Here is a 25444-nt window from a genome sequence, read left to right on the forward strand (position 1 = left end):
CATGTATTAGGCACGCCGCCAGCGTTCATCCTGAGCCAGGATCAAACTCTCATATAATGAGTTATTTGAATAGCTCGTTTGTTGTTCTTCACTAAGGCCGAAACCTTAGATCCGAGATTTACTAGCGAATTGACTTCGCTCATGTTTAATTCTTTTCATTTAAGAAAAGCCCTATCACATTTACGAAACTTTGTTCAGTTTTCAAAGGACTACCTTGTCGATCGATACAATCAACTTATTTAGTATATCATATCTCTCTTATCGCTGTCAACAAGAAGTTTTTGTTATTTCATTTCTTGTGAACGTCCAAGACGTTCGCGACAACTTATATATCATACCAAGTCCGCTTGCTGATGTCAAACACTTTTTTTCAACATCCTTTGGCGATCCCGGTGTTATCTAAAAGACAACTTTGATATCATACCAAGTGAGCGTATCCCCGTCAACCTTTTTTAAAATATATATTTCAATCAATTCGGAGGCATCGATATGGACACACCAAAACAATGGGATGACTTCGCTGCCACTTATGCTGCCGTACAGCGTGAATCAACGCTGCCAATCGAAACAGACGTCGCCGCTGCCCTTGACCAACAGTTTCCATTGGCACAGCTTACGGTTGCAGATATCGCTGCCGGCAGCGGCCGCTACAGTCTGCCATTAGCCCAGCACGCAAAGCACGTCTTATTAGTTGACTGGTCAAAACAAATGCTAGCCGCTGCAAAAGCGTGGCTTGACCCTCACCAACTTGATAACGTTGCTTACCAACAGCAAGACTGGCTCCAGCTGCCGGCCAAACCGCTGGCTGATCTGGTTTTTGTGAGCCAATTGCCGACATTAAAAGCCTCAGAACTACTATTACTAGAACGATTGGCGACGCATGCGGTGGCGATCAATAGCCAAAGCCAACAACACGATCACCTGCAAGCAATCGCCGCTGCCAAAATGGGCTGGCCGCTGCCATTAAGCTACCAAGCTGATCCGAAGAGAACGGTCGCATACCAACGCTTGCTGACCGCTCACCACCGGCATTGGCAACGCCAAGTCTTCACCTACCACCGTCAGCAATTGACCACGACCACCGAACTCTTACAAAGCTTTGCGCGCCCTTTTGGCTTGAAACAAGCCACCCAGCTGGCGCAAGCACTTGGCGCTGAAACGGCGCAAGCGCCAATTCCCACCACGATCACCTATCGCTTCGAACTATTGACTTGGCCTGTTTTCCAAGCATAAAAACAACCTGCCGCCTCACCCACAAAATGTGGTTGAAACGGCAGGCTGTTTTTTGCAATTGATCAAGCTTGACGCAAATTTTCGATATTGATCCGCGTGTCGACCCAAGAATCATCATAAAACCCAGTTTCATGAGAAACTAACAAGACCGCGCCAGGATATGCGATCAATGCCGCGCGCAACGCATTTTTAGTATCGTCATCTAAATGGTTGGTCGGTTCATCCATCACTAGGATATTGGCTGGTTGCAACATCAAATCCGCCAGCTTGACCTTACTTTGCTCGCCCCCGGAAAGCAGCTGCAAGGGCTTGTCCGCTTCTTCGCGCGTCAAACCAGTACGTGCCAGCACTTGGCGCAAGGGCCGTTGGCTAAGGGCCGGGTATTCCCCTAGCAAAAATTGCAACGGGCTTTGTTTTGGGGTTTGCCAGCGCAACTCTTGCTCGAAATAACCAAACACGACATTTTCGGCGACTTGCACACCCCCGGATATTGCCGGAAGCCGGCCCAAAATCGTCTTTAACAGGGTCGATTTACCGATCCCGTTGAACCCTTCCAAAGCGATCACTTCATCTTGAGCAACCGAAAAATTGATTGGCGCCAGCAAAGGCTGTTCATAGCCCACCACCAGATCATTGACTGAAACCAAGATCTGCCGCTGCACGGGTTGGTAAGGAAACTCCAAATGCGCCTTTGCCCGGGTACCTGGCGGTGTCAGGCGCTCAACATGGGCCAATTGCTTTTCACGCGAACGCGCTGCAGTCGAGCGCGACCCCGCTTTAAACTTACGAATGAAGGCCTCGGTTTTTTGGATCTGTGCTTGCTGCTTGTGGTACGCCTTTAAATAAGTCTCATGATCTTTTTCTTTTTGACGCAAGGCTTGCTTGAGACTGCCGGTGTACTTAGTGATCTGGGCAAATTCGATATCCAACACCGCATTGGTCACGTCTTGGAGAAAATCAAAATCATGCGAGATCACGATAAACGCCCCGTCAAAATCTTTCAACCATTCTGTCAGCCACTGGATATGCCCGACATCAAGATAATTAGTTGGTTCATCTAATAGGAGCATATCCGGTTTTTCTAACAGCAGCTTGGCCAAAATGATCTTCGACCGCTGGCCGCCAGACAACGCATCGACCGGGTGGTCCAAGCCGATCGCATCCAGTCCCAAACCAGTTGCCACTGTTTCGATAGTCGTTTCCAGATCGTAAAAGTCAGCGGCTTCAAGCGCCTCTTGCAACTCACCCGCTTTGGCAAGCAGCTCATCATCCAGGGTCGTCGCATAGTCAGCATAGATCTGATTCATCTTGGCTTCTTTAGCATATAAAGGTGCAAATGCCGTCTTTAAAAAATCTAAGATCGTCTGACCGGGCAACAAATTGGCATATTGATCCAAGTAACCGACCCGGACATGTTTTTGCCAAATGATCGTCCCTTCATCAGGTTCTTGCGCGCCGGTCAAAATTTTGATCAGCGTACTCTTCCCCACACCATTTTGCCCAATGATCCCGAGATGATCTTCTTTGTTCACTTGAAAACTTGCATCTTGATAAAGCTGCTTATCGATAAAACGCTGCGACAGATGCGTGACAGTTAGAACACTCATAAGCCGCCTCCTCTCATATTTTCTGAAAATTCGCCTTATTAAGGCTAGCACAGTCGTGCAATTGGCGCAAATCACGCCAGACCCATACTTTCCATTCACTTACCCGCTATGTTATGCTATGGGCAAAATCGAATCGCAGAAGGTGTCCTTTTGAAGAAAGAAAAAAATAGCTTCATGAAGTCGACGATCGAACTGATCGTATTGTTCGTCGTTGTGATCTTAGGTACGCAACTCCTCATGAAGTATGTCTTGAGCAAAGACATTGTTCAAGGTACGTCGATGCAGCCGACGCTTGAAGACGGCGACCGCCTCTATTCCGTCAGAAACAAAGCCGTTCATCGTAACAACATCGTCGTGATCGACGCGCCTGACAAACCTGGTCAGCTTTATATCAAGCGTGTGATCGGCATGCCTGGTGATACCGTCGCCGTCAAAAGCGGCAAGTTATATATCAACGGCAAGGTCCAAGCCCAGCCTTATCTCAAAACCAAGTTCATGGACGACGAGCTCAAAGCCTTTGCGACCCAACAAGGCGTCGCCATTGGCTCTGTCCAATTTACCAAAGACTTCAATATTGCCACCCTGGCATCGACTCAGTCCAAAACTGTTCCCAAGGGTGAATACTTCGTGATGGGGGATAACCGCTTGGTCTCTCATGACGGCCGCGACTTCGGCTTCATTGCCAAAGGCAAGATCCAATCCGTGGTGGTTTGGCGCTACTGGCCACTATCAAAAATGAAAACATACTAAAAAACAATGGCCTGCACATCAACTCGTGCAGGCCATTGTTTTATCTCATATTGATGCCGCACCGCCGTAGCGATCTCAGCTCACGCTGCCAGCGAGCGTTGGTAATGCCGGCGGACATTATCATAAAAACCCGCATCAACTAACTGCAGATAAGGATCGATCATGAAATCAAACAGGTGCCAAGTGATGAGCTTTAAGAGGGTCCACCCTAATAACGACAGCTGCAAGACAAAATAATCCAACTTGAACCCGCGCATCAACCGCCAAGACGCGACTAACGCTTGAAAGGCACCATAATGCCCTGACGCTGCCGCCCGCTTGCCGTCATAGTAAGCATAAAAACACATCGCCATGCCAAAATAGACCAAGATCCCCGGGATCACAAACGCGGTAAAGCCGATCACTAATAAGAAACGCAAGCCGATCGCCACCAGTAAGATGCCGAAAAAATATGTGCCATTAAACAAGCGCAATACCGCCTTGCCTGGTTGGACTGTTTGGATCTCACCGCGATAAAGGTCTAACGCGGTAAAGGCGACCCCTTGCGTGAACCATAGCATGATCAAGCTTTCCAATAAGCTTGATGAGGTGTCAGCATGATTGGCATAATACGTCACAAAACCTTGAGGGTCACTACCCATCCGCGCAATACCAAAATTACTAGCCACTGTCACCACGCTCCATGCCGCGATCAGTGTAAACACGACTGTGATCGCCCATGGCAGCAAGTTGGCGATCATCATTTGTCCCCAAACCCCGCGTTGACGCAATTGCGCCTTCGCTTGGCGTTTGATCTGCGCTCGGGTCAATAATTCACTGTCCATGCCTACCTCCTTATTTAATGTGACGAACTCGTTTGATCAGATTCTGACACCGCCACGCCCACGGCCCGTTTTTCCTTCAGCATGATCTGCCAGATTCGCCAAAGCGCCCATAACTGTTGCGGTACGGCACCGATCACCCCAAGGGATTGCGTTGCCGAATCACTGCGCACAACATGGTGATACCCCGGCTGGCCATAATAATAAAAACGACTGGTCGCCATAATATAAGCGGTATTGAACAGCTCATCTTCCATGATCGTCACATCTTCATCAAACTGCAAATGAAGCGCCGTGATCACACTGCGCCGATAAAATTTATTCCATAAGTAACCGCGCACTTTACCCACCGGCTTGAGCATTCCTCGTAACAATTGCCCCCGGGACAACTCTCGATTGCGACACAAGGAACCGGCTACCGGTTGCGGCGTGGGTGAATCTGTATAAAACGGGCTGACTAACAGATCATATGGGCCAGCTTCTAAGGCGGCCACAAAATTGCTGATATAGTCTGGTGCGACCCAGTCATCCCCGTCCATAAACGCCACATACAACCCCTTAGCCTTGGCTAAGCCGGCGTTGCGGGCTGCTGAGACACCGCGATTTTGGGCGCAATAAATCGGCTGAATGCGTGGATCTTGCGCCGCAAATTCAGCGATCACTGCTGCAGAATGATCAGTCGACGCGTCGTCGATCAAAAGGATCTGCAGATTCGTATATACCTGATCGATCAGGCTTAAAACGCTCCGCTTGAGGTACCGTTCAACGTTGTAAACCGGTACGATCACGGACACTAATGGTGTCGTCAATTGCTCACCTACATCCTTATTGTCATTAAACTCAAGCCTGGGCTTTCACCGCACCTGAATATCTTCCAGTATAACTGGCCGCTTAAGCTTAGACAAACACCGAGCCACGCGACCGATGATTATCATTCCAAATTTAATTGAAGGTTAAGGTTTGGCCACGACCAACTCGGTACCAGGATCAAACCAGGCGCGCCGCGTGGCATCGATCGGCGCATCAGTGATCAACGTATCGATCGCTGCCAGTTCAAAGCCGCGATATGTCGCCGTTGTTTTAAATTTTTGGCCTTCAGACACGACCACGATGCGCTTGGCCGCGCCAGCCACCGCCGCTTTGATCTGCGCATCACTTTCATAAACAAAATACAACCCTTGCGGCGCGATCGCCGTTGCACCGATAAAAGCCGCGTCAAAGGCCACATTTGCCAAAGTCATCAAGGTGGCTGGGGTAAAGAAAAAACGGGCGTGGTGATTCAACTTCCCGCCTAATAAACGCAGATCGACATTGCTTTTGACCGCCAATGCAATGGCATTATCCAATGAATGGGTGTAAATCGTGACTGGGATCTCAATGCTTTGCGATAACTTCAACAGCGTCGTCGAATCATCGATAAAATAGACGCCGCCAGGTTGGAGCATGGCCAATGCTGTCGCAGCCATGGCCGTTTTTTCCGCAGAAAACAACTTCTGCCGTTCAGAATAACTAGGAATCGTATGGCCAAAGGTCAAACTAACGATCCCGCCGCGCGTGCGCCGTCCGGCACCGTTAGCGTCTAACGCCACAATATCTCTTCTAGCAGTGTCGCGCGAAACGCCAACAGCTTTCATGATATCTTCAATGCTCAACTCTTGTTTGGCATCGAGTAATTTCTTGATCTGTTCAAACCGCTTCTCACGATACATCGCCACGCTAGCCACCCCATTTACTTTGATACTGTCATTATACCCGAAACCAGCAACAGAAGCAGAATCAAATGATCTAGTTGTAAAAACGCGATTAACCGGTGCAACTAAAAAATGACGTTATTTTTATATTTGTGGTGACCAGAACCCTTTAACCACGCATTTTATACCGCCTATTCCCAAATCGATGACAAACATTTGTTCTTTTGTAACAAAATATTTCGCCTTGCTAATGTAACAAACAAGTGACAATATGACGAAAACGCCGGCTTTTGTCATTCATCTGGTATCGGCCTGACACACCCATCGCCTATACTGCAAATTGTTCTAGGGGAAATGTACGAAAACAATTTAGGAGTGAAGCTTATCTTAAGCCAACGTTTACATCTATTGACCGCAGCGGTCGTGACCGCCTGTGGGACCTTATTCGCCATCAACACCACCACCAAAACAGTTGATGCCATCGATACAACGACGCAAACGCAACACCTTGTTGCTGACAAAAACAACCAACAAGCGGCGGACAACGCCACAGCGCAAACGATCGTTAAGACGAATCAAATGATCCATCCGAAGACCAACATTAAATTTGTCGTTGGGGTCAACCCAATCGCAGAAGCTGAAGAACGTGCTGAAGCGGCTAAAGCGGCGGCTGAAAAAGCGGCGGCTGAAAAAGCCGCCGCCCAAAAGGCAGCCGCGCAACAAGCAGCGGCGCAACAAGCCGCACAAAAGGCTGCACAGCAAAAAGCGGCGCAACAACAAGCAGCGCAGCAACAAGCCAGCCAACCAGCGGCGCAACCCGCAACGGCTTCGCAAACCACCACTAATAAAGGCACCTTCAAGTTAAGTTTCTACGATCCTGCTGTTTTAGGCTCAAACATGGGCTATGGCGGTGTGGCTGCCAACTTATCTGTTTTTCCTAAGGGGACACAACTGAAGATCACCCTTTCAGACGGCACCGTTTGGTATCGGGTGGTCAATGATACTGGCGGCTTTGCTGCCGGCAACCCGAACCAATTGGATGTTGCGATGCCTAATAACCAGATCCCAGCTGCAGGTATCTTATACGCCACAGTTGAAGTCGTCGGTTAAGCGATCAACCATCTAAGCACTGTTCCGGTAAGCATTGAGGAAGCCCTCGCTGCTCACCGGAACTTTTTTTGCTCATGACCAACTAAGCAGCGTGACCGGCAAATCAGCCGTGACCACTTCCTCCGCCTATTGATCAATCTCATGGCAGGGGCTGGCTAGTTGAGACAAAAATGTGATTATCATGACAATTAGGGTTGACCAAACTGAGAAAATACCTTATTATTATCATAATCATTTTAGTACGTTGAAGGGATAAGTAATCTCACGCACGGATTAAGAGAGCCGACGGTTGGTGTGAGTCGGTGTCGCTGCCGAGGTGAAAATGGTCTCTGAGTGCTGTCTAGACGAGCTATTAGTAAGTTTAGACCGGGTACGCCCGTTATTGCGTCACCGTATCGCGTTGATTAAACGCTGTACGCAGTAAGTGTTCACCGGTGACGATGAACAAAACACGGGTGGTACCACGCACAAGCGTCCCGCGGTCCTTATGGATCGCGGGATTTTTTTGTCGGCATACACAGTCAAAGGAGGCGGCCGAACATGGCTCACGTTTCGATCATTAGCGGCTTGACCCGCACGGCGCAGCGACCTGCTGCCGCGGCATTAAAAATATTGATCCTGAATCTGATGCCTAATCGCGCTGTCACGGAACGCCAATTTGCAGAACTTTTTGCCCGCTTAGAGGTCCCTGTGGCTTTGACCTTTTGCTTGCCGGACAGCCACCGGCTGCACAATAACGAAGCCGATATCCGTGCCGCTTATACGAGCTTCAGTGATATTGCCGCGCAATCTTTTGACGGCTTGATCATCACTGGCGCGCCGCTGGACCGCTTGGCTTTCCACCAAATCGACTTTTGGCCAGAATTGCATAAGATCTTGGCGTGGCGGCATACGCATGTTGCAGGCAGTCTTTTCATTTGCTGGGCAGCTTATGCCGCTGGGGCGATCGATGGCGCCTTTACCGGCAGGCAGCTCACCCGCAAGGTCTCCGGCGTTTACACCACCTCAGGCTTGACCATGCCGCAATCGCGGTTCTTTACGATCCCCCAAAACGCCGTTCGTCGCGGCCAGATCATTGCCGGCGATGATCAACTCGGCGCCACTTTGATCGAAGACGCTTCCAGCAACAGCTGGTATCTCGCAGGCCACCTGGAATATCAAACCGGGACCTTGCGTGCTGAATATTATCGCGACTATCACAAAGATCAAACGACCCCGTTACCCGCACATTATTTTGATGAAGATTATCAACCACACAATACCTGGCAAGCAGATGCAACTTATGTCTACAGTGCCTGGCTTGACTCGTTACAACCCACATGGAGGCGCGCACATGGCTAAACTTGCAACACAACTGATCCAAGGGGCCAACGGTACCGAAGATGACCGTACTGGTACCGTTGTTCCCGCATTATATCTCTCGACTGCCTTTCGTCACCCGGGTTTAGGTGAATCCACCGGCTTTGATTACTCACGCTTGACGACACCAACGCGCGCTTTGCTCGAGACCCAACTGGCCACCATTGAAAAAGGCAGCGCGGCTTTTGCCGTCAGCTCTGGTATGGCCGCCATCGATTTGGTCTTTTCCGCCTTCACCAAAACTGGCGACCACTTCATTGCCTCAGATGATCTTTATGGCGGGTCGTTTCGCTACTTCGATGAGCGCCAAGCCAAATATCAGATCAACTACGATACTTGGGATGGCGTCGACGTAGATGGGCTGCTATTGAAGCTGCAGCCGACCACCCGGCTCATTTGGCTGGAAACCCCGTCTAACCCGACGATGAAAGTCATCGATATCGAAGCCGTCGCAACTGCGGTGCACGCGGTGCGCCCCGACATTTTAGTGGCGGTAGATAATACCTTTTTGACGCCGGTTTATCAGCAGCCATTGACGCTAGGCGCAGACGTTGTCGTCCACTCAGCGACCAAATACCTCGGCGGCCACAACGACATCCTTGCTGGGGCAGTGGTGGTCAACAATGCTGATTTAGCCGAAAGTTTGAGCCAGCAGCTGACCACTACCGGCCAAAACCTAGATCCTTTCGATGCTTGGCTGTTGATCCGCTCGTTGAAGACCCTCAACATTCGGATGCATGCGCACACGGCCAACGCCCGCTACGTTGCGCAACAGCTCAAACAAACAGCTGGCGTCGACCAAGTCTTATACGCCGGGATCGGCGGCATGATCAGCTTTTATCTGAACACACAGTATGCTGTTGATACCTTTTTAAAAAACCTGCAGATCTGTTCGTTTGCAGAAAGTCTAGGCTCTGTGGAAACACTGATCACCGTTCCTGATGTGCAAACCCACCATGACATGCCAGAAGCCCAACGCCGCGCGTTGGGGATCACCCCTAATCTGATCCGCGTTTCTGTCGGCTTAGAAGACCAAGCCGATATTGCCGAAGACATTATTCAAGCCATCACCCACTCAAAGGAGTAACCACCATGCACGATTGGACTAAGATCATCAAAGCGACTACTGTTGCCGACCCCGCTACCGGCGCCGTTAATACCCCAGTGCACCTCAGCTCGACTTTCAATCAAGCCAGCTTTGATCACTTTGGCAAATTCGATTATACCCGCAGCGGCAATCCGACGCGGCAAGCCGGTGAAAAAGCCGTGGCGGCCTTAGAAGACGGCGAGTTTGGTTTTTTATATAGCACGGGGATGGCGGCGATTTCCAGCGTCTTAGAAATTTTTAGCCAAGGGGATCATTTGGTCGTCACCAAATTCGTTTATGGCGGCACGTTTCGGATCCTAGAAGACGTTTTATCTCGCTTTGGGATCTCGCATACCTTTGTCGACCCAACCGACTTAGATGCACTTGAAGCCGCGATCCGCCCGAATACCAAGGCGATCTATATCGAAACGCCTTCCAATCCGGTTTTGGCTGTCACTGACATTGCAGCGGTTGTCGCCATCGCCAAGCGCCACCAGCTCTTAACGATCGCTGATAATACCTTCATGTCACCGGTTTTACAAAAACCCTTGCGCCTCGGGGTGGATATCGTCGTCCATTCCGCTACGAAATTTCTCTCGGGTCATTCTGATATTCTTGCCGGAGCAGCGATCACCAATGATCCTGGCTTAGCCAGTCGGATCTACTTCATCCAAAATGCTTTTGGCGCCACATTAGGCGTCACTGACACCTTCTTGCTGCTGCGCGGCATCAAAACCTTAGGCGTGCGGATGGCGCAATCCAGCAAAGCCGCGCTGCAGCTGGCGGCTTGGTTAGAGCAGCAGCCGCAAGTCACCCGGGTTTGTTATCCTGGCTTAGCCAGTGATCCCGGCTACACCGTGCAGCAAAAACAAGCGACCAGCGGCGGCGCCGTGTTCAGCTTCGATGTTGGCAGTGCCGCCAATGCGAAGATCTTAGCCGAAAACCTTTCGATCCCAGAATTTTCCGTGTCATTAGGCGGGGTCGAATCGATCCTTTCCTATCCGGCAAAAATGAGCCATGCGGAAATGAGCGCTGAAGAACAGCTCGCTTGTGGGATCACGCCTGGGCTGTTGCGCTTTTCAGTGGGGTTGGAAGATCCTGCTGATCTGCAAGCCGACCTTGCCCAGGGACTGGCACGCCTCAACCACTAAATCGCAAAATGAGAAAGGAGACCGCTTATGACAACGATCAATGTCGGTTTGTTAGGACTTGGCACGGTTGGTCGCGGCGTCGCCACGATCTTAGCTCGGCAAACACCCCAACTGGCTTCACTACACTTGAAGATCACCCGCGCTGCCGTGCGGACTTTAACGCCTAAACGCCAAGCACAATTTCCCGCCATCGCATTGACAACCGACGCTTTGGCCGTCGTCAATGATCCTGATATTCAGATCATTGTCGAAGTCATGGGCGGCATCGACTTGCCTTTTGCCCTGTTAAAACAAGCCTTGAAAAATGGCAAGCAGGTGATCACCGCCAATAAAGACCTGATCGCAACGCATGGGCAGGCCCTGACGGCCTTAGCCGCAAAACACCACGTCGGGTTGAATTATGAAGCGGCGGTAATGGGCGGCATCCCGATCTTGCGGACCTTGAATACCAACTTTGCCGGTGATGCGATCACCGGTTTGGCTGGGATCGCCAACGGCACGAGCAACTTCATCTTGACGCAAATGGCCGCTGGCTGCAGCTATGCTGAAGCCTTAGCGCAAGCACAAGCCAAGGGATTTGCCGAATCGGATCCGACCAATGACGTGGAAGGCTTAGACGCGGCATACAAGTTATTGATCTTGACGCGGTTGGCCTTTGATCTGAACGCGAAGCTGGCCAATATTCATCGTCAAGGGATCACCACGCTGCGCCGAGCTGATTTTGCCGCGGCTGATTTCTTCGGCTTCACGATCAAGCCGCTGGTCAGCGCCAGGCGGCTTGATAATCAACTCGATTTGACCGTTGCCCCGACGTTAGTGCCAAAGTCGCATCCTTTAAGCGGTGTCGTCAATGAATTTAATGCCATCGTGCTGGCCAGCACGAATACGCATGAGCTCATGTTGACCGGACCCGGCGCCGGCAGTTTGCCGACTGCCAATGCTGTGATCGCCGACTTGCAAGCCACCGCCTTAGCGCTTCAAGACGGCCATACGCCTGAATTAGCGGGATTAGCGCCACAACCGAGTACCGCTTTGGACCAACCCACCCGCCAGCTGATCGCTTTGAGCACGAATGGCTTGGTCACCGGCTTAGACGTGGCCACGCAACTTGGGATCCATGGACAGATCTATGCCAGTGGTGACCAGCTGCACCTCTTGACGCAAGCCGTCGATCGCCAAACCATCGCCCAATGGCGGGACGCGTTAAATCACTTTGTTGGCATCAGCCTCCAGCATATCTTGCCGATCTTTTCCCCAGATCTGCAAGGCACCGTGACAAAATTTCAAACAGATGAGAAAAAAATTAGTTTTACCGCTTGACTTTTTGTTTAATCTCATTTACATTAGTCACAACATCAATTGAGACAAGACATTGAGTAACAAGAGTAGCTGGTCGCACATGTCAGTGAGCCGCAGTCAGTGTGAAGCGGTCATGCAGCGCCAGTGAAAGTAGGTTACGAGTCGTCACTGCGACCGTTTGGGAGTGGTGACTGGGATTGCGCCCATTACAGCAATGGAGTATCGCCGCGAACCGGTCGCGGCCGTACTTTTAGAGGTCGTGATGGTGACATCGCGGCGAAGCAAGGTGGTAACGCGCAATAAGCGCCCTTGGCAGAAGCAATTCTGCTAAGGGCGCTTTTCTTGTGGGCTCGGCCAAACCCACAAGCACCACATCTCAATGAAATCCCGAAATTTTTGGAGGTCATCATGATGCAACATTTATCCGATCACAAACTCACACGTAAAGAATATATCATTTTAGGATCCATGTTATTCGGCTTATTCTTTGGCGCCGGCAACTTGATCTTCCCGATCCATCTCGGCCAGATCGCTGGCGGCAACTGGATCCCCGCTACTTTAGGCTTTCTTTTATCTGCCGTGTTGCTGCCGCTATTGGCGATCTTGGCTATTTCTATGACAGAAAGCGACAGCATGTATCATCTCGCTCGCCCGGTTGGGCACACGTTTGCGCTTTTCTTCTTGATTTGCACCCACGCCAGTTTAGGCCTGTTGATCGCAACGCCGCGGACGGCCACCGTTTCGTTTGAAATGGCGATCCAACCGTTCATTTCTAAAGGCCAAACCCAACTCGCCTTATTGCTCTTTTCAGCCGCTTATTTCTTGATCACCTATCTGCTTTCTCGTCATCCCCAAAAGATCACTGATTATGTCGGCAAACTGCTCAATCCAGCATTGCTACTATTGTTAGCGGCCGCTTTCTTTGCCGCCTTCTTGATCAAAGGTGACGGCGCAACGCTAGCCGCCAGCACACATGCCACAGCTGCTACGGCTAATTTATCCAATGGCTTTTTACAAGGCTATAACACGATGGACGCCTTGGCCGGTTTAGGTTTTGGGGTCACGATCGTTGCAGCTTTAGGATTTTTCGGGGTCAATAACGCCACGACCCGCTCCAAAGATGTGGCCAAAGTCGGCGCCATGTCGATGGGGCTAGAAGCGATCGTTTATATCTTTTTGATCGCTTTAGGGGTGATCTCCTTGCACTTCACGAAGATCACGGCTAACGGCGGTCCAGCCTTCAATGCGATCATGACCCACTATACCGGCATGATCGGCACCGCATTGCTCGGAGCAATGACCTTATTAGCTTGCTTGACCAGCTGCATCGGGTTAGTGAGTTCCTTATCTCAAGACCTCGGGACACGCTTCCCGAAGATCGGCTTCGGAAAATTCCTGCCGATCACTTGCTTTGGGTCATTTTTGATCTCAAATTTCGGTTTGAACCAGATCATTGCGCTTTCTTCACCGATCCTGATGCTGTTGTATCCGCTGGCGATCGCTTTGATCATCTTAGGGATCTTGCATCCATTCATTGGGAAGCAAAAAACGATTTACCGCACGACCATCGGCTTGACGATGATCCCGGCGATCTTGGATGCGATCCACGCCATGCCGCCATTTATCGCCAACATGAGCTTTTTCAAGGCGATCAATGACTTCGGGATGCACTATATTCCAATGTTTTCGATCTCAATGGACTTCTTACCATTTATGCTAGTTGGTTTGCTTGGCGGGATGTTGATCGCCAAGCTCACCGGCCAATCGTTCAAAGACGCCTCGGCGCCTGCCGCCGAACTCGACTAAAACGGCGATCCCAAAAGCCAAGCAGCTTGCTTGTCTCGCCATCATGTCACCTTGCGCCTAGCTTCAGCTGGTAGCTGAAGCTAGGCGCTTTTTATCGGCATAAACCGCCTGAAACTAAAAACCGCTTTGCCTCACGCGCCAAAAAAGGGATTGTGAGGCAAAGCGGTTTATTTGTTGGGCCAAGCCGTTTCACGATGATGTGCCAGTCAATAACCGCCTGGGCCGGCAGTCGTGACGGCGGTCCCATCATCAGAATACGTGGTGGTCCCAGTAGCGGTACCATTATCATCATAAAGGGAGTAAACCGGGTTGTTCCCGTTGCTCCAGTCAAAACCAGCCTTAGTGTTCAAGTCATTTTGCTTGGTATCATAGTTAGCTAAGGTTTTGGTTTTCAGGCCCATTTCGGTGCGGACCTTATCGGAAACTTTTTGCAGTTCGTCTGTCGTGGCCACTTGATACGACCCGCCGTTGATCATGACCCCCATCCCTTTAAGCGTCGTTTGATCGATATTTTTGATACAGTCCCGATAATTCTCTGCGATCGCGACCATATCGCCAAACTTCAAACTCGTGCGCATGCTGGACGACAGTGAATTCATCACGGCTTGATAATTGCTCAATGAACTAGCAGACAAGGCTTTTTTCACGATCTGGGTGATCACCTCACGTTGCCGCTTTTGTCGGCCGTAATCACCTTCTGGATCTTCGTAGCGCATCCGCGCATAAGCCAGCGCACGGGCGCCGTCTAAATGGGCTTTGCCTTTAGTGAAGGTTTCATTGCTGACATGCGGATCGCGCCAAGTAAACGCAATATTGACGTCAACGCCGCCAACGGCATCCACGATCTTCTTCAACCCCGCCATGTTGACGGTGACATAATAGTTGATCGGCACATTCAACAACTTGGACACCGTCTTCATCGCGGCTTCGTTGCCGCCAGCGTTATAGGCGGCATTGATTTTTTGCGGTCCGGCACCGTTGCCGTCAACGATTTCAGCAAGGGTATCGCGCGGGATCGAAACCATTGTGGTACGCTTATGTTTAGGGTTGATCGTCACCAAGATCATGGTGTCTGAATTGCCCTTGTACTCACGGCCAAAATCCCCGGTATCCGTACCTAACAGTAAAATACTGATCGGCTGATCACCAGAAATATCAGATGCGGCCGCAGCTTTTGCCGATACCGGATCATACGTCTTATCGACGGCAGTTTTCGTTTGGCTATATAAGCGGACGGCGTAGCCAGCGATCAGCACCAGCAGCGTCAACAGGATCATCACGAGATAATGACCCATGCTGCGCCGCGATTTTTTAGGTTTTCTTGATCGGCGGCTTTCTTGTTCTTCCATATATTCGCTCCTATATCTAGACGTTCTCTCGTTGTATTTTACTCGGAAAACCCGATAAGCGCACGAAAATCACTAAAAAAAGTCCGTGTTATGATATTGTTAATAAAAAGTTGAGAAATGGAGTATGCCGATGTCATCATTACCTTTAAGAGAATCTGTCCCTACAGAATTGACTTGGGATCTCACCACGATCTTCCCCACAGATGAAGCGTGGCAACAAGCTTACACCGCCGCTGCTGCCTTAGGCAAACAAGCGGCCGCTCACCAAGGACAACTGGCCCAAGACCCCCAGCACTTGCTTGCCGGGATCCAAGCAGTTTTGACCGCTTATCAAGCCACAGAAAAAGTCTATGTCTATGCCAGTCTTAAAAACGATGAAGACACTGCCAATGCCACTTACCAAGGCTTCAAAGCCCAAGCCAACAGTTTGATCACCACGATCTCAAGCCAAGTCGCATTTTTAGAACCAGAGATCTTAAGTATTCCGCAAGCGACTTTGACCAGCTGGATCACCCAGACCCCAGCGCTGGAAAAATTCCGCCACTACTTGGACGCGATCACCGCCAATGCTGATCATGTCCTGCCAGCTGAACAAGAGGCCCTGTTGTCAGCGGCAGGAGACGCCTTGAATGCCAGCAGCGAAACCTTCAGCGTGTTGAACAATGCCGAGATCCAATTTGGCGTGATCGAAGACGACAACGGCAACACCGTCCAGCTCAGCCATGGGTTATATGGCGAATTGATCAAAAGTGTGCACCGCCCCGTGCGGCAAGCCGCATTTGAGACGCTGTATGCCGCGTATGCCAGCTTGAAGAATACCTTTGCCCAAACCCTAGCCGGCGAAGTCAAACGGCATAACTTCTTAGCTGCCGCACATCATTATGACAGTGCCCGCGCCGCCGCCATGGCAGCCAACCACATCCCAGAAAACGTCTATGATACCTTGACCGCTACCGTCAATGCCCATTTGGATTCTTTGCACCGCTACTTGGACTTGCGCAAACAAGTGCTCAAAGTTGATGACTTGCACATGTACGATCTCTACACCCCTTTAAACGGCCAGCCGCCGTTGAGCTACACCATTGCGGCCGCCAAAAAAACTGCCTTGCAGGCGCTGGCGCCTTTGGGTCCGGATTATCGCCAGCGGGTGAGCGAGATCTTTGACAATCGTTATTTAGATGTGGTTGAAAACCAACACAAACGTTCTGGCGCCTATTCTGGCGGTGCGTATGATACCAACCCCTTTATCCTGCTGAACTGGCAAGATTCTGTCGACGCGTTATACACCCTTGTCCACGAAACCGGTCACTCCGTTCACTCTTGGTATACGCGCCACAATCAGCCTTATGTCTATGGCGATTACTCGATTTTTGTCGCCGAGATCGCTTCGACCACTAACGAGAACCTGCTGACTGATTACTTCTTAAAAACCCAAACCGATCCCAAAGTGCGGGCTTACATCTTGAATTACTACTTGGATGGGTTCAAAGGTACGGTTTTCCGCCAGACGCAATTTGCCGAATTTGAACATTGGCTCCATACTCAAGACGCTGCCGGCCAACCGTTGACCGCCGAACGCTTGAGTACTGAATATGCGGCGATCAATGCCCGCTATTATGGCCCCGCCGTGATCCAAGATCCGCAGATCGCATTGGAATGGACTCGGATCCCGCATTTTTACTATAATTATTATGTTTATCAATATGCCACCGGGTTTGCGGCCGCTTCTACCCTTGCGGCGAAGATCAGCGCTGATCAGCCTGGGGCGGTAGCAGCGTATTTGACCTATCTCAAGTCAGGCAGTTCGCGTTATCCCATCGACACCATGCAGCGAGCTGGCGTCGATATGCGGCAGCCGGACTACCTCGAAGCAGCCTTTAAAGTGTTTGATCAACGTTTAGCCGAACTGGAACAACTACTGAAAGGATGATAGCAATGAAGATCGGGTTTGTTGGTACTGGCGTGATGGGGACTGGGATCATCAACAATTTGCTCAAAGCCCACTATGAGGTCACGGTATTTAATCGCACCAAAGCCCACGCTGATCAGGTATTGGCCAACGGGGCCCATTGGGCTGACTCAGCGCAAGCGGTTGCAGCAGCAACTGATGTCACGTTTACCATGGTCGGGTTTCCCGCAGATGTTGAAGCGACATACTACGGAGATCACGGTATTTTTGCCGGTGCCAGCGCCGGTCAGATCGTGATCGATATGACCACCAGCACGCCCAGTTTGGCGCAAAAAATCGCCCAAACTGCCACTGCACATGATATCCAAGCCCTTGACGCGCCAGTGTCAGGCGGGGATGTCGGGGCAACAAATGGGACGCTCACGATGATGATCGGCGGCGATGAAGCCACGGTCACGCAATTAACCCCGATCTTCAAGACAATGGCCAATGCGATCAATTACTTTGGGGCTGCAGGCATGGGCCAACACGCAAAAATGGCCAATCAGATCATGATCGCAGGGACCATGACCGGGTTAACGGAGATGTTAGTCTATGCCAAAGCCGCCGGATTGGATCTTCAGCAAACCATCACCACGATCAGCGGCGGTGCCGGCGCTAACTGGAGTATGAGCAACTATGGTCCGCGGATCTTAGCAGGTGATTATACGCCAGGCTTTTTCATCAAACACTTCGTCAAAGATCTGCGCATTGCCTTAGCCGAAGCCGACAAGCTCAACATCGACTTGCCAGCCACTCAAGAAGCCAAGCGCCTTTATCAAGTCTTAGTCGATAATGGCCACGGCGATTTAGGCACGCAAGGGTTGATCACGAGTTACACCGGCTGGTAAAAGCTGCGCCAATAGGGCCAAGTGACTGAACGTCACTTGGCCCTATTGTGTGCTTGCAGGTTAATCCAGCCGCCACCGATGCAGCGCTAAAGCAATGAAATAAAAGCAAAATTCGATCGCTGCAATAAAAAAAGTCACCGGCCAATTCGTATAATAGCCTAATGCTAACCCCGCCCATACCCCGATCAATGCGGCAACGACGGAGATCACCAACATTTGCGGCAGGGTTTTACCTAAATACTTGGCCACTGCAGGCGGCAGGGTCAATAAGATAAACACTAACAATGACCCCACGATCTGGGCCCCGATCGACACGCTGATCGCCAAGATCAACAAGAAGTAAATCGAGATCAAATTCCGCCGCACGCCTTGTGCTTGTGCCCCGATCGCATCAAATGAATCAAAGGCCAAATGCCGATAGCCAAAACCCAGCGTCAATAAGACGGCTGCTGCTAGGCCTAATAACTGCCAAACATCGCTGCGCGAGATCCCAATAATACTCCCAAATAAGATCGTCGTGGCATAACTGGCACTCGCTGATGAAAGCGACAAAAACAAGATCCCTAAGCCGACAAACAAACTCGATACCGCACTGATCGATGCTTCCCGCCGAGATTGCTGCACCGATAAGCGGCCGACGGTGATCGAACTCGTGATCGTGAACAACAACATCCCATCCAGCGGCCGGATCCCTAAGAACACCGCAAACGCGGCACCAGCAAACCCCACTTCAGACAGCGTATGCGCCAAAAAGCTCATCCCGCGCGCCGTCACGAACACGCCAACGATCCCAGTGGTCAGTGCAATAAAGGTGCTGGCCAACCAGGCATTTTGCATAAAATCATAGCTGAACACTATTGCACCCCCGTCACTGGTCGCAGTTCTTTTGGCATCCGTGATTCATCCATCTCCGTGGTGCGCCGCAATTCATGGCCTTTTGGCGTCAACAAGAGATATTGCTGGGTGTAATCCTTGGCCAGCTGCAAGTCATGGGTGACAAACAATACCGTGAGCTTCAAGGTCGCGTTCAGCTCTTGGACCAGCGTCATCAGCTCGGTTTTAGTGTTCACATCCAAACTAGCGGTCGCTTCATCTAAAATCAAAAAATTCGGCGCCGTCAATAAAGCCTGGGCCAAGTATGCCTTTTGCTTTTCACCACCAGAAGCCCGGCCAAGCAGCTGATGCTGTCGCGCCGTCAAATGCGTCTGCGCCAACACTGCATCCAATTGCCGCTTTTCTTTAGGGGTATGCCAAGGAAAGCCATGTTGAAGCTGATTAAGCTGCACAAAACTGCGAATCGACAGCGGGTATTCCGGATCGATATTGCGAAATTGCGGGACGTACCCTAAGCGCATGTTGGGCATGAACTTGATTTGTCCTGACTGCGGCCGCAACTGGCCCATCAACAACCGGATCAATGTCGTTTTACCGACCCCGTTGGCCCCGATCAAGCTGGTCATCGACCCTTCTTTAAGTGCAAAAGAAAGATCGGAATAGAGTTGGCGATCATGAAAGCCAAAGCTTAGATGTTCAACCGACAGTAAGTCTGTCATATGTACCCCCAAAAGAAAATAGTAATGATTACGAATAAATAGTTTACACGTCACGGCGCTGCTTGGCTAGTATTAGCCATCAAAAAAACGGTATTTTCTAAGAAAATACCGTTTTAGGTTAATTCTTGCCTAATTCACTAAGATCGTTGGCCTTACTGAAATCGATATAGATCGTCTTCGGGTTGTCCTTCACGATCAAAATATACCCATGCCCTAAAAATGGCTTGTCCCCAGCGTAAGTCAGCGGAAATTCTTGTGCCGGCGCAAGGTCGCCTTGAATCAACAAGGCATAGAGTTCATCGTCATCATAATCATCAGAAAAGGCGATCGCCACCGGCGCGGTGACTAATTGATCAGCTTGGTTCATCAACTTGATCACGTCAAAGATCTGGTCCGTCACCGCTTTGGGGAAAACTGCACTGACCTTTTCGCTCACGTGCCGTCGCTTCGTCACTTCGTACATCACTGCCTCCTGTTGTTTCGCATTAAGTCTCTTAGTAGCCTACACCATTTTTGAGGCGCTGGCTATTAAGAGTTAATCTTGCGCGGCCACTGCCGCATTAGCGTTTGGATGGCGGCGCTGGAATCCGGCAATAGCTGCGTATGCTCCTGCCAACCGATCAGCACAATCCGTCCAAACTGGCATTAATTCGGCATAGACTGCAGCATCATCACTGGGTTGCTGCGTGTGCGTTTGCCCCACCATGTCCACGACCGCATCCAATGACGGACACAGCCCTAACGCCTGCATCCCCAACACTGCCGCGCCTAACGCAGAGCTTTCAAAGCTGTCTGGGATCGTCACTGGGGCAGCAAAAACATCGGCCAACAACTGCCGCCACAAACCGCTGCGGGCAAACCCACCAGTCGCTTGGATCGCTTTTGGCTGGCCGGCTAAGGCGGCGACTAATTGCATCACCGCAAATAAATTAAACGTGATCCCTTCTAATACCGCTTTTAACATGGTGGCGCGGTCGTGTTGCCGCGTCAACCCAATAAAGCTGCCGCGCGCATCCGCATCCCATAACGGCGCTCTTTCACCACCTAGATAAGGCAGGAACAATAAGCCGTCTGCTCCAGCTGGTACCTTGGCGGCCAAAGCCGTCAATTGATCATAATCACGGTCCGCAAAAAACGCATCCCGCGCCCAGCGCCAAACGACCCCGCCGTTATTGACCGGCCCGCCGATCACCCAGCGGCCTGGCGCCAAATAATACGTAAACAGCCGGCCATTAGGATCACACACGGGATGATCCACCACCGTGCGCACCGCACCAGAGGTCCCGATCGTCACCGCCACGGTTCCAGGTGTGATCGCTGCGACGCCAAGATTGCTCAAGACCCCATCAGAAGCCCCGATGACTACCGGGGTGTCTGCGGCGATGCCGATGAGCTGAGCAATTTCTGGGCGCATTTGCTTCAGTTGGTGATCCGTATCGACTAACTGCGGCAATTGTGCGGCGGTGACGCCAGCCAATGCCAATGCCGTCGGGTCCCAATCCATGGTAAAAATATTCATCAAGCCAGTCGCATTCGCCAATGAATAATCTTGGACGTAGCGGCCGAACATCCGGAATAAGACATAATCTTTGATTCCGATCACGTGAGCAGCTTGGGCCATCACGGCCGGTTGCGCTTGTTGCAGCCACATCAGCTTGACCAGCGGGCTCATCGGGTGCACCGGCACCCCAGTACGGGCAAACAAGGCGGCGCCGCGACCGTCCGCCCGCAATTGCTGGGCAAACGCCGCCCCGCGATTATCGGCCCATGTCAGCACTTGCGTTAATGGCTGGTCATCTGCATCCATCACGATCACACTGTGCATCGCCGCAGAGAAGCTGATGCCGGCAATCGAATGTCCCGCCACTTGTGCAACGACTTGCTTTAAGCCAGTGATCACTGCCGTAAAAATTTCCTCAGGTGATTCTTCAGCCATATCAGGCTCGGATTGGCACAGTGGATACGAGTTGTTGGCAGACGCTTGCGCGTGCCCGTGCAAATCAAAAGCAACCACTTTGGTACTGGTCGTGCCAATATCCACCCCGATCATGACTGTCATCGTTTATCCCTCCGAAACTAATTTTTTATCGACGGCGTGCCCGCCGAATTGATTGCGCAATGCCGCAACGACTTTGCCGGTCATCGTATCGTCTTCTTCTGAGCGATACCGCATCATCAAAGCGCTAGAGATCACCGGAGTCGGCACGTGCAAACGCAATGCTTCTTCAACCGTCCAAGCCCCTTCGCCGCTGGAATGCATCACGCCTTTAAGCTCATCCAATTTTGGATCATCACTAAATGCCGATTGGGCTAATGCCATCAGCCACCCGCGGATCACAGACCCATGATCCCACAACTTGGCTACTGCTTCATTATCGTAGTCAAAATCGCTCTTGGCAAGTACTTCAAAGCCTTCACCGATCGCTTGCATCATGCCATATTCGATCCCGTTGTGCACCATCTTCAAATAATGGCCGCTGCCTGCGGGACCGGTATATAAATAGCCATCCGTTTGGGCGATCGCTTGAAAAATCGGCTCGATCACTGCAAAGGTCTTCTGATCGCCACCGATCATGAAATTGCCATCATGGCGCGCGCCAGCCATGCCGCCAGAAGTCCCAGCATCAAAGAAATGGATGCCGTTGGCGGCTAATTGTTGGGCATGCGCCATCGAGTCGCGATAAAACGAATTGCCGCCATCGATCACGATGTCACCGGCACTTAACGATTCTGCCAAAGCATCGATACAGCTTTGCGTCGGGTAACCTGCAGGGACCATCAACCAAACGATCTTAGGCGTTGGCAAAGCGGCGATCATGTCATCCACTGTCGCATAGGCCACCGCCCCAGTTTGGGCCACGATCGCCCGCGCATCCGCATTGAGATCATATGCTGCCACCGCAATTTCATGGTCGCGCAGGTTGCGCACCAAGTTCATTCCCATTTTACCTAAGCCGATCATCCCGATATTCATCGTCAAAAAGCCTCCTTGTTTGCCCTAAGTATATGAAAATGTTTTACACATATCAAGTAAAACTGATGAAAATTGTTTTCTTTTGGTGTCACCAGTTTCACGCATTCGTTGGCAATCATGCTATACTGTAGGCCGGAGGATCTATCATGCACAACTTCGCCTTGCAATTTAAAGCTAATCAGCAACGGCTGAGCACCAAAGAGCGCGCTTTAGGCCAGTTTTTATTACAACATCAACAAGCCGCCAGCACTTGGTCGATCTCAACTTTGAGCGCCAAGACTGATATTTCCACGGCGACGATCTCACGCTTTGCTAAAAATCTGGGCTATCCAAATTTTCAAAGCCTGCGTTTAGCCCTGGCAATGCCTCAAGGCAAGCATCAGCTTTTTGAAGAGATCGGGGAACATGACTCGCTGTTGACCATGGCAGATAAGGTTTTTTCTGCAAACGTGGATGCGCTTCAAGCGACTGCCAGCAATCTCACCGAAACCCAGCTGCAAGAAGCCGTCACCTTATTGACCACTGCCAATCAAGTCGGCTTGTACGGCTTAGGGGCCAGCAATTTGGTCGCCTTAGACGGGTACCATAAGTTTTTACGGACCCCGATCAACGCCACTTATGCCAGTGATTTTCACATGCAGCTAATGGCGATCACCCGCTTGACCCCAGCAGATTGCGCCATCGTGATCTCCCATACCGGGACCGATCGCGACGCGCTAGCCTTAGCGCAGGTGGCCGCAGACCATCATGTCCCATTGATCGTGATTTCCGGGGCGGCAAAATCGCCGATCGCCAAGCTCGCGACGGTTTTGCTGGTGGCGGTCGCAGAAGAAACTCAATATCGCGTTGAAGCCTTGCACGCCTTAATTGCCCAATTATCGTTAATGGACACGTTATTTATTTTGTGCGCCGTGCATCTGGATCAAGGCGCCGCCGCGGTACTCGAACAGATCCGCAAGACGATCCATAAAACGCGCAAATAACCGGCATCGTTGCCAAACCAAACGCCGCGTCCGGATCCCTGTTGAATCAACAGGCGATCCGGACGCGGCGTTTATGGTACAGCTTTAGAAAGTGGCAGTGTCTGGATCGGTGTAAGTCCCAGCCGTCCCATGCAAGGCATCGATCACTTCCATATCATGGTGGCTCAGCTCAAAATCAAAGAGCTGTGCGTTTTCTTGGATCCGCTGTGCATGTACTGATTTTGGTAATGGCAAGAAGTCGTTTTGCAAAGACCAGCGCAAAACCAGCTGCGCGACTGACTTATGGTAGCGTGCCGCCATTTTTTTCAGTTCTGGCACGGCAAAGATCTTACCGGTGCCTAGCGGGCTATAAGCCTCATTCAACATGCCATGTGCTTTGTTGTAAGCAACCAGTTCAGGTTGCATTTCGGAAGGATTCAAGAAGATCTGGTTGACCATTGGCGCCACCGTTGCCGTTTTGGCTAATTCTTCCAAATGATGCTGGCGGAAATTCGACACGCCGATCGCCCGTGCTTTACCAGCCTTTAGGATCTCTTCCATTGCCCGCCAAGTCTCGGCATTGACGGCTTGCCAATTGTCACGGAACTTGATCGGGTTTGGCCAGTGGATCAAATAAAGATCCACATAATCCAGCCCCAGCTTCGTCAAACTGGTATCGATCGCCGCTTTGGCGGCATCATAACCATGATCTTCATTCCATAACTTCGTCGTGACAAACAGGTCTTCACGCCGCACGCCAGAAGCTTTGATCCCGGCGCCAACGCTTTCTTCGTTCCCATAAGCAGCCGCTGTGTCGATATGCCGATACCCCGCAGCGATCGCCGCTTCAACGCTTTGCTTGGCCACCTCGCCATCAGGGGTTTGCCAAGTGCCGAAACCAACGATCGGGATCTCAACACCATTCGTCAACGTGTAGGTATCCGTTAATTTTGTTAAATGTGCCAAATCATGATCCTCCTTCTGTCTGAAAACAAAGCTTTCACTTATGGTATCTAATTTATACGTTAACACACTGCAACGCAATAACGCACTTATAAGTGCCTAATCCGCAGCCGGCTTAAGCATCCAAAAACGCTGGCAGCGTCAAGCCGCCAGCGCTTTTCATGTGCCAAAATCGGCTATTCAGCCATGAGTGCTGCCAGTTGCGCTTGTCCTTGAGCGACACTGGCACGAAAAGCGCGCCCTAGCATCAAGGTCTTATCGACAATGATACTTTGCGCATCGATCACCTGATACGGGTGGTCTGGGGCTTTTTCTTGAGCTAAGGACAATTCGGTACATCCAAGCACGATCACGTTGACGTTAAAGCGCTCATGCATCTGTTTAAGGATCTCATGATATAACTCACCGTCGACTCGGTTGTTTTCCTTGATGTCTTGATAGATCAGCGTCATGACCATTTCTTGGATCTGGGCATCGCCTAAGACGACTTGGCACCCATGCGATTCAATTTCCCGCGCGTAGATCCCATCTGCCAAGGTGCCTTTGGTCGCGATCAAGCCGATCCGCGATTCATGCGGATATTGTTGGGCCATTTCTTTGATCGCCACGCGCGGCATATGCAGCAACGGTACCGATGTGGCCGCTTGCAGCTGATCATAGAAATAATGCGCCGTGTTGCACACCATCACCATAAAATCAGGCTTTAACAGGCTTTGTTGGCGAATATCATCCAATAGATCCGGGTAAAAATTCTGCTGGGTATGATCGAGAATATAACTGGTTCGATCAGGGACCGAAGCATGGTTCACGAGCACATAATCCAGATAGTCTTGATCTTTTTTGGCCTGGGAGCGCTCATTGAGCAACCGCACATAACTTTCTGTTGCAGCGGTACCCATCCCCCCGATGACCGTAAAAAAGCGTTGCATG

The 25444-nt window shown here is 50.9% G+C and carries 23 protein-coding genes and 1 other annotated feature; of the genes, 11 read left to right on the top strand and 12 right to left on the bottom strand.

The window, feature by feature from the left end:
- The first annotated feature begins 489 nt into the window (after positions 1–489).
- On the top strand, positions 490–1233 hold the full coding sequence (locus EKM91_RS00780; RefSeq protein WP_125748231.1) for a class I SAM-dependent methyltransferase: 744 nt from the start codon (positions 490–492) through the stop codon (positions 1231–1233).
- A 62-nt stretch (positions 1234–1295) separates the two neighbouring features.
- On the opposite strand, the gene EKM91_RS00785 is transcribed toward EKM91_RS00780, so the two are convergent.
- Positions 1296–2840: an ABC-F family ATP-binding cassette domain-containing protein gene (locus EKM91_RS00785; RefSeq protein WP_125748234.1), complete on the bottom strand. Its 1545-nt coding sequence runs from the start codon at positions 2838–2840 to the stop codon at positions 1296–1298.
- 150 nt (positions 2841–2990) lie between these two features.
- Between EKM91_RS00785 and lepB the strand changes: the two genes are divergently transcribed.
- A complete protein-coding gene (lepB, locus tag EKM91_RS00790; RefSeq protein WP_164508404.1) occupies positions 2991–3590 on the top strand; it encodes a signal peptidase I in 600 nt (199 codons plus the stop codon).
- 80 nt (positions 3591–3670) lie between these two features.
- Here lepB and EKM91_RS00795 read toward each other — a convergent pair whose 3' ends face one another.
- The 3 genes from EKM91_RS00795 to EKM91_RS00805 all read right to left on the bottom strand — a co-directional run bounded on the left by EKM91_RS00795 (position 3671) and on the right by EKM91_RS00805 (position 6126).
- A complete protein-coding gene (locus tag EKM91_RS00795; protein ID WP_125748240.1) occupies positions 3671–4414 on the bottom strand; it encodes a DUF975 family protein in 744 nt (247 codons plus the stop codon).
- A 14-nt stretch (positions 4415–4428) separates the two neighbouring features.
- Positions 4429–5220, bottom strand: coding sequence for a glycosyltransferase family 2 protein (locus EKM91_RS00800; protein ID WP_125748243.1), 792 nt, complete (start codon positions 5218–5220; stop codon positions 4429–4431).
- A 144-nt stretch (positions 5221–5364) separates the two neighbouring features.
- Positions 5365–6126 carry a DeoR/GlpR family DNA-binding transcription regulator gene (locus EKM91_RS00805; protein ID WP_125748246.1) on the bottom strand — a complete coding sequence of 254 codons (762 nt, stop codon included), beginning with the start codon at positions 6124–6126 and terminating at the stop codon, positions 5365–5367.
- Positions 6127–6456: 330 nt separating this feature from the next.
- On the opposite strand from EKM91_RS00805, the gene EKM91_RS00810 reads away from it, so the two are divergent.
- The 6 genes from EKM91_RS00810 (at position 6457) to brnQ (ending at position 13914) form a co-directional block, all read left to right on the top strand.
- A complete protein-coding gene (locus EKM91_RS00810; protein ID WP_125748249.1) occupies positions 6457–7212 on the top strand; it encodes a hydrolase in 756 nt (251 codons plus the stop codon).
- 235 nt (positions 7213–7447) lie between these two features.
- Positions 7448–7694, top strand: a binding site (T-box leader).
- A 58-nt stretch (positions 7695–7752) separates the two neighbouring features.
- Complete coding sequence (locus tag EKM91_RS00815; protein ID WP_125748252.1) at positions 7753–8553, top strand: homoserine O-acetyltransferase/O-succinyltransferase family protein; 801 nt, start codon at positions 7753–7755, stop codon at positions 8551–8553.
- Positions 8546–9658, top strand: a complete 1113-nt coding sequence (locus EKM91_RS00820) for a trans-sulfuration enzyme family protein (RefSeq protein WP_125748255.1) — start codon at positions 8546–8548, stop codon at positions 9656–9658. The genes EKM91_RS00815 and EKM91_RS00820 overlap by 8 nt, the downstream gene beginning before the upstream one ends.
- A 5-nt stretch (positions 9659–9663) precedes the next feature.
- A complete protein-coding gene (locus EKM91_RS00825; protein WP_125748258.1) occupies positions 9664–10809 on the top strand; it encodes a trans-sulfuration enzyme family protein in 1146 nt (381 codons plus the stop codon).
- A 27-nt stretch (positions 10810–10836) separates the two neighbouring features.
- On the top strand, positions 10837–12129 hold the full coding sequence (locus EKM91_RS00830) for a homoserine dehydrogenase (protein WP_125748260.1): 1293 nt from the start codon (positions 10837–10839) through the stop codon (positions 12127–12129).
- A 390-nt stretch (positions 12130–12519) separates the two neighbouring features.
- Complete coding sequence (gene brnQ / locus EKM91_RS00835; RefSeq protein ID WP_379896408.1) at positions 12520–13914, top strand: branched-chain amino acid transport system II carrier protein; 1395 nt, start codon at positions 12520–12522, stop codon at positions 13912–13914.
- 206 nt (positions 13915–14120) lie between these two features.
- Here brnQ and EKM91_RS00840 read toward each other — a convergent pair whose 3' ends face one another.
- Positions 14121–15263, bottom strand: a complete 1143-nt coding sequence (locus EKM91_RS00840) for an LCP family protein (RefSeq protein WP_125748266.1) — start codon at positions 15261–15263, stop codon at positions 14121–14123.
- Positions 15264–15393: 130 nt separating this feature from the next.
- On the opposite strand from EKM91_RS00840, the gene pepF reads away from it, so the two are divergent.
- Both pepF and EKM91_RS00850 read left to right on the top strand, forming a co-directional pair.
- On the top strand, positions 15394–17193 hold the full coding sequence (gene pepF / locus EKM91_RS00845; RefSeq protein ID WP_125748269.1) for an oligoendopeptidase F: 1800 nt from the start codon (positions 15394–15396) through the stop codon (positions 17191–17193).
- Positions 17190–18062: an NAD(P)-dependent oxidoreductase gene (locus EKM91_RS00850; protein WP_125748271.1), complete on the top strand. Its 873-nt coding sequence runs from the start codon at positions 17190–17192 to the stop codon at positions 18060–18062. Before pepF ends, EKM91_RS00850 begins: the two co-directional genes overlap by 4 nt.
- Before the next feature lie 60 nt (positions 18063–18122).
- Here EKM91_RS00850 and EKM91_RS00855 read toward each other — a convergent pair whose 3' ends face one another.
- From EKM91_RS00855 to gnd, 5 genes are all read right to left on the bottom strand, one after another.
- Positions 18123–18899, bottom strand: coding sequence for a metal ABC transporter permease (locus tag EKM91_RS00855; RefSeq protein ID WP_125748597.1), 777 nt, complete (start codon positions 18897–18899; stop codon positions 18123–18125).
- Between the two features lie 17 nt (positions 18900–18916).
- On the bottom strand, positions 18917–19615 hold the full coding sequence (locus tag EKM91_RS00860) for a metal ABC transporter ATP-binding protein (RefSeq protein ID WP_125748274.1): 699 nt from the start codon (positions 19613–19615) through the stop codon (positions 18917–18919).
- 118 nt (positions 19616–19733) lie between these two features.
- Positions 19734–20078, bottom strand: a complete 345-nt coding sequence (locus tag EKM91_RS00865; RefSeq protein ID WP_125748277.1) for a hypothetical protein — start codon at positions 20076–20078, stop codon at positions 19734–19736.
- A gap of 72 nt (positions 20079–20150) precedes the next feature.
- Entirely contained in the window at positions 20151–21674 is a 1524-nt protein-coding gene (locus tag EKM91_RS00870; protein ID WP_125748280.1) for a gluconokinase, read from the bottom strand.
- A gap of 3 nt (positions 21675–21677) precedes the next feature.
- Positions 21678–22589: a phosphogluconate dehydrogenase (NAD(+)-dependent, decarboxylating) gene (gnd, locus tag EKM91_RS00875; protein WP_125748608.1), complete on the bottom strand. Its 912-nt coding sequence runs from the start codon at positions 22587–22589 to the stop codon at positions 21678–21680.
- Between the two features lie 146 nt (positions 22590–22735).
- Here gnd and EKM91_RS00880 point away from each other — a divergent pair, with 146 nt between their 5' ends.
- Positions 22736–23572, top strand: a complete 837-nt coding sequence (locus EKM91_RS00880; protein ID WP_125748283.1) for a MurR/RpiR family transcriptional regulator — start codon at positions 22736–22738, stop codon at positions 23570–23572.
- A gap of 84 nt (positions 23573–23656) precedes the next feature.
- Here EKM91_RS00880 and EKM91_RS00885 read toward each other — a convergent pair whose 3' ends face one another.
- Both EKM91_RS00885 and EKM91_RS00890 read right to left on the bottom strand, forming a co-directional pair.
- Complete coding sequence (locus EKM91_RS00885) at positions 23657–24517, bottom strand: aldo/keto reductase (RefSeq protein ID WP_125748286.1); 861 nt, start codon at positions 24515–24517, stop codon at positions 23657–23659.
- A 173-nt stretch (positions 24518–24690) separates the two neighbouring features.
- Positions 24691–25443, bottom strand: coding sequence for an amino acid racemase (locus tag EKM91_RS00890; protein WP_125748289.1), 753 nt, complete (start codon positions 25441–25443; stop codon positions 24691–24693).
- Between the last annotated feature and the right edge of the window lies 1 nt (position 25444).

The organism is Lacticaseibacillus baoqingensis (genome assembly GCF_003946165.1).
In the GTDB taxonomy this organism is placed as follows: domain Bacteria; phylum Bacillota; class Bacilli; order Lactobacillales; family Lactobacillaceae; genus Lacticaseibacillus; species Lacticaseibacillus baoqingensis.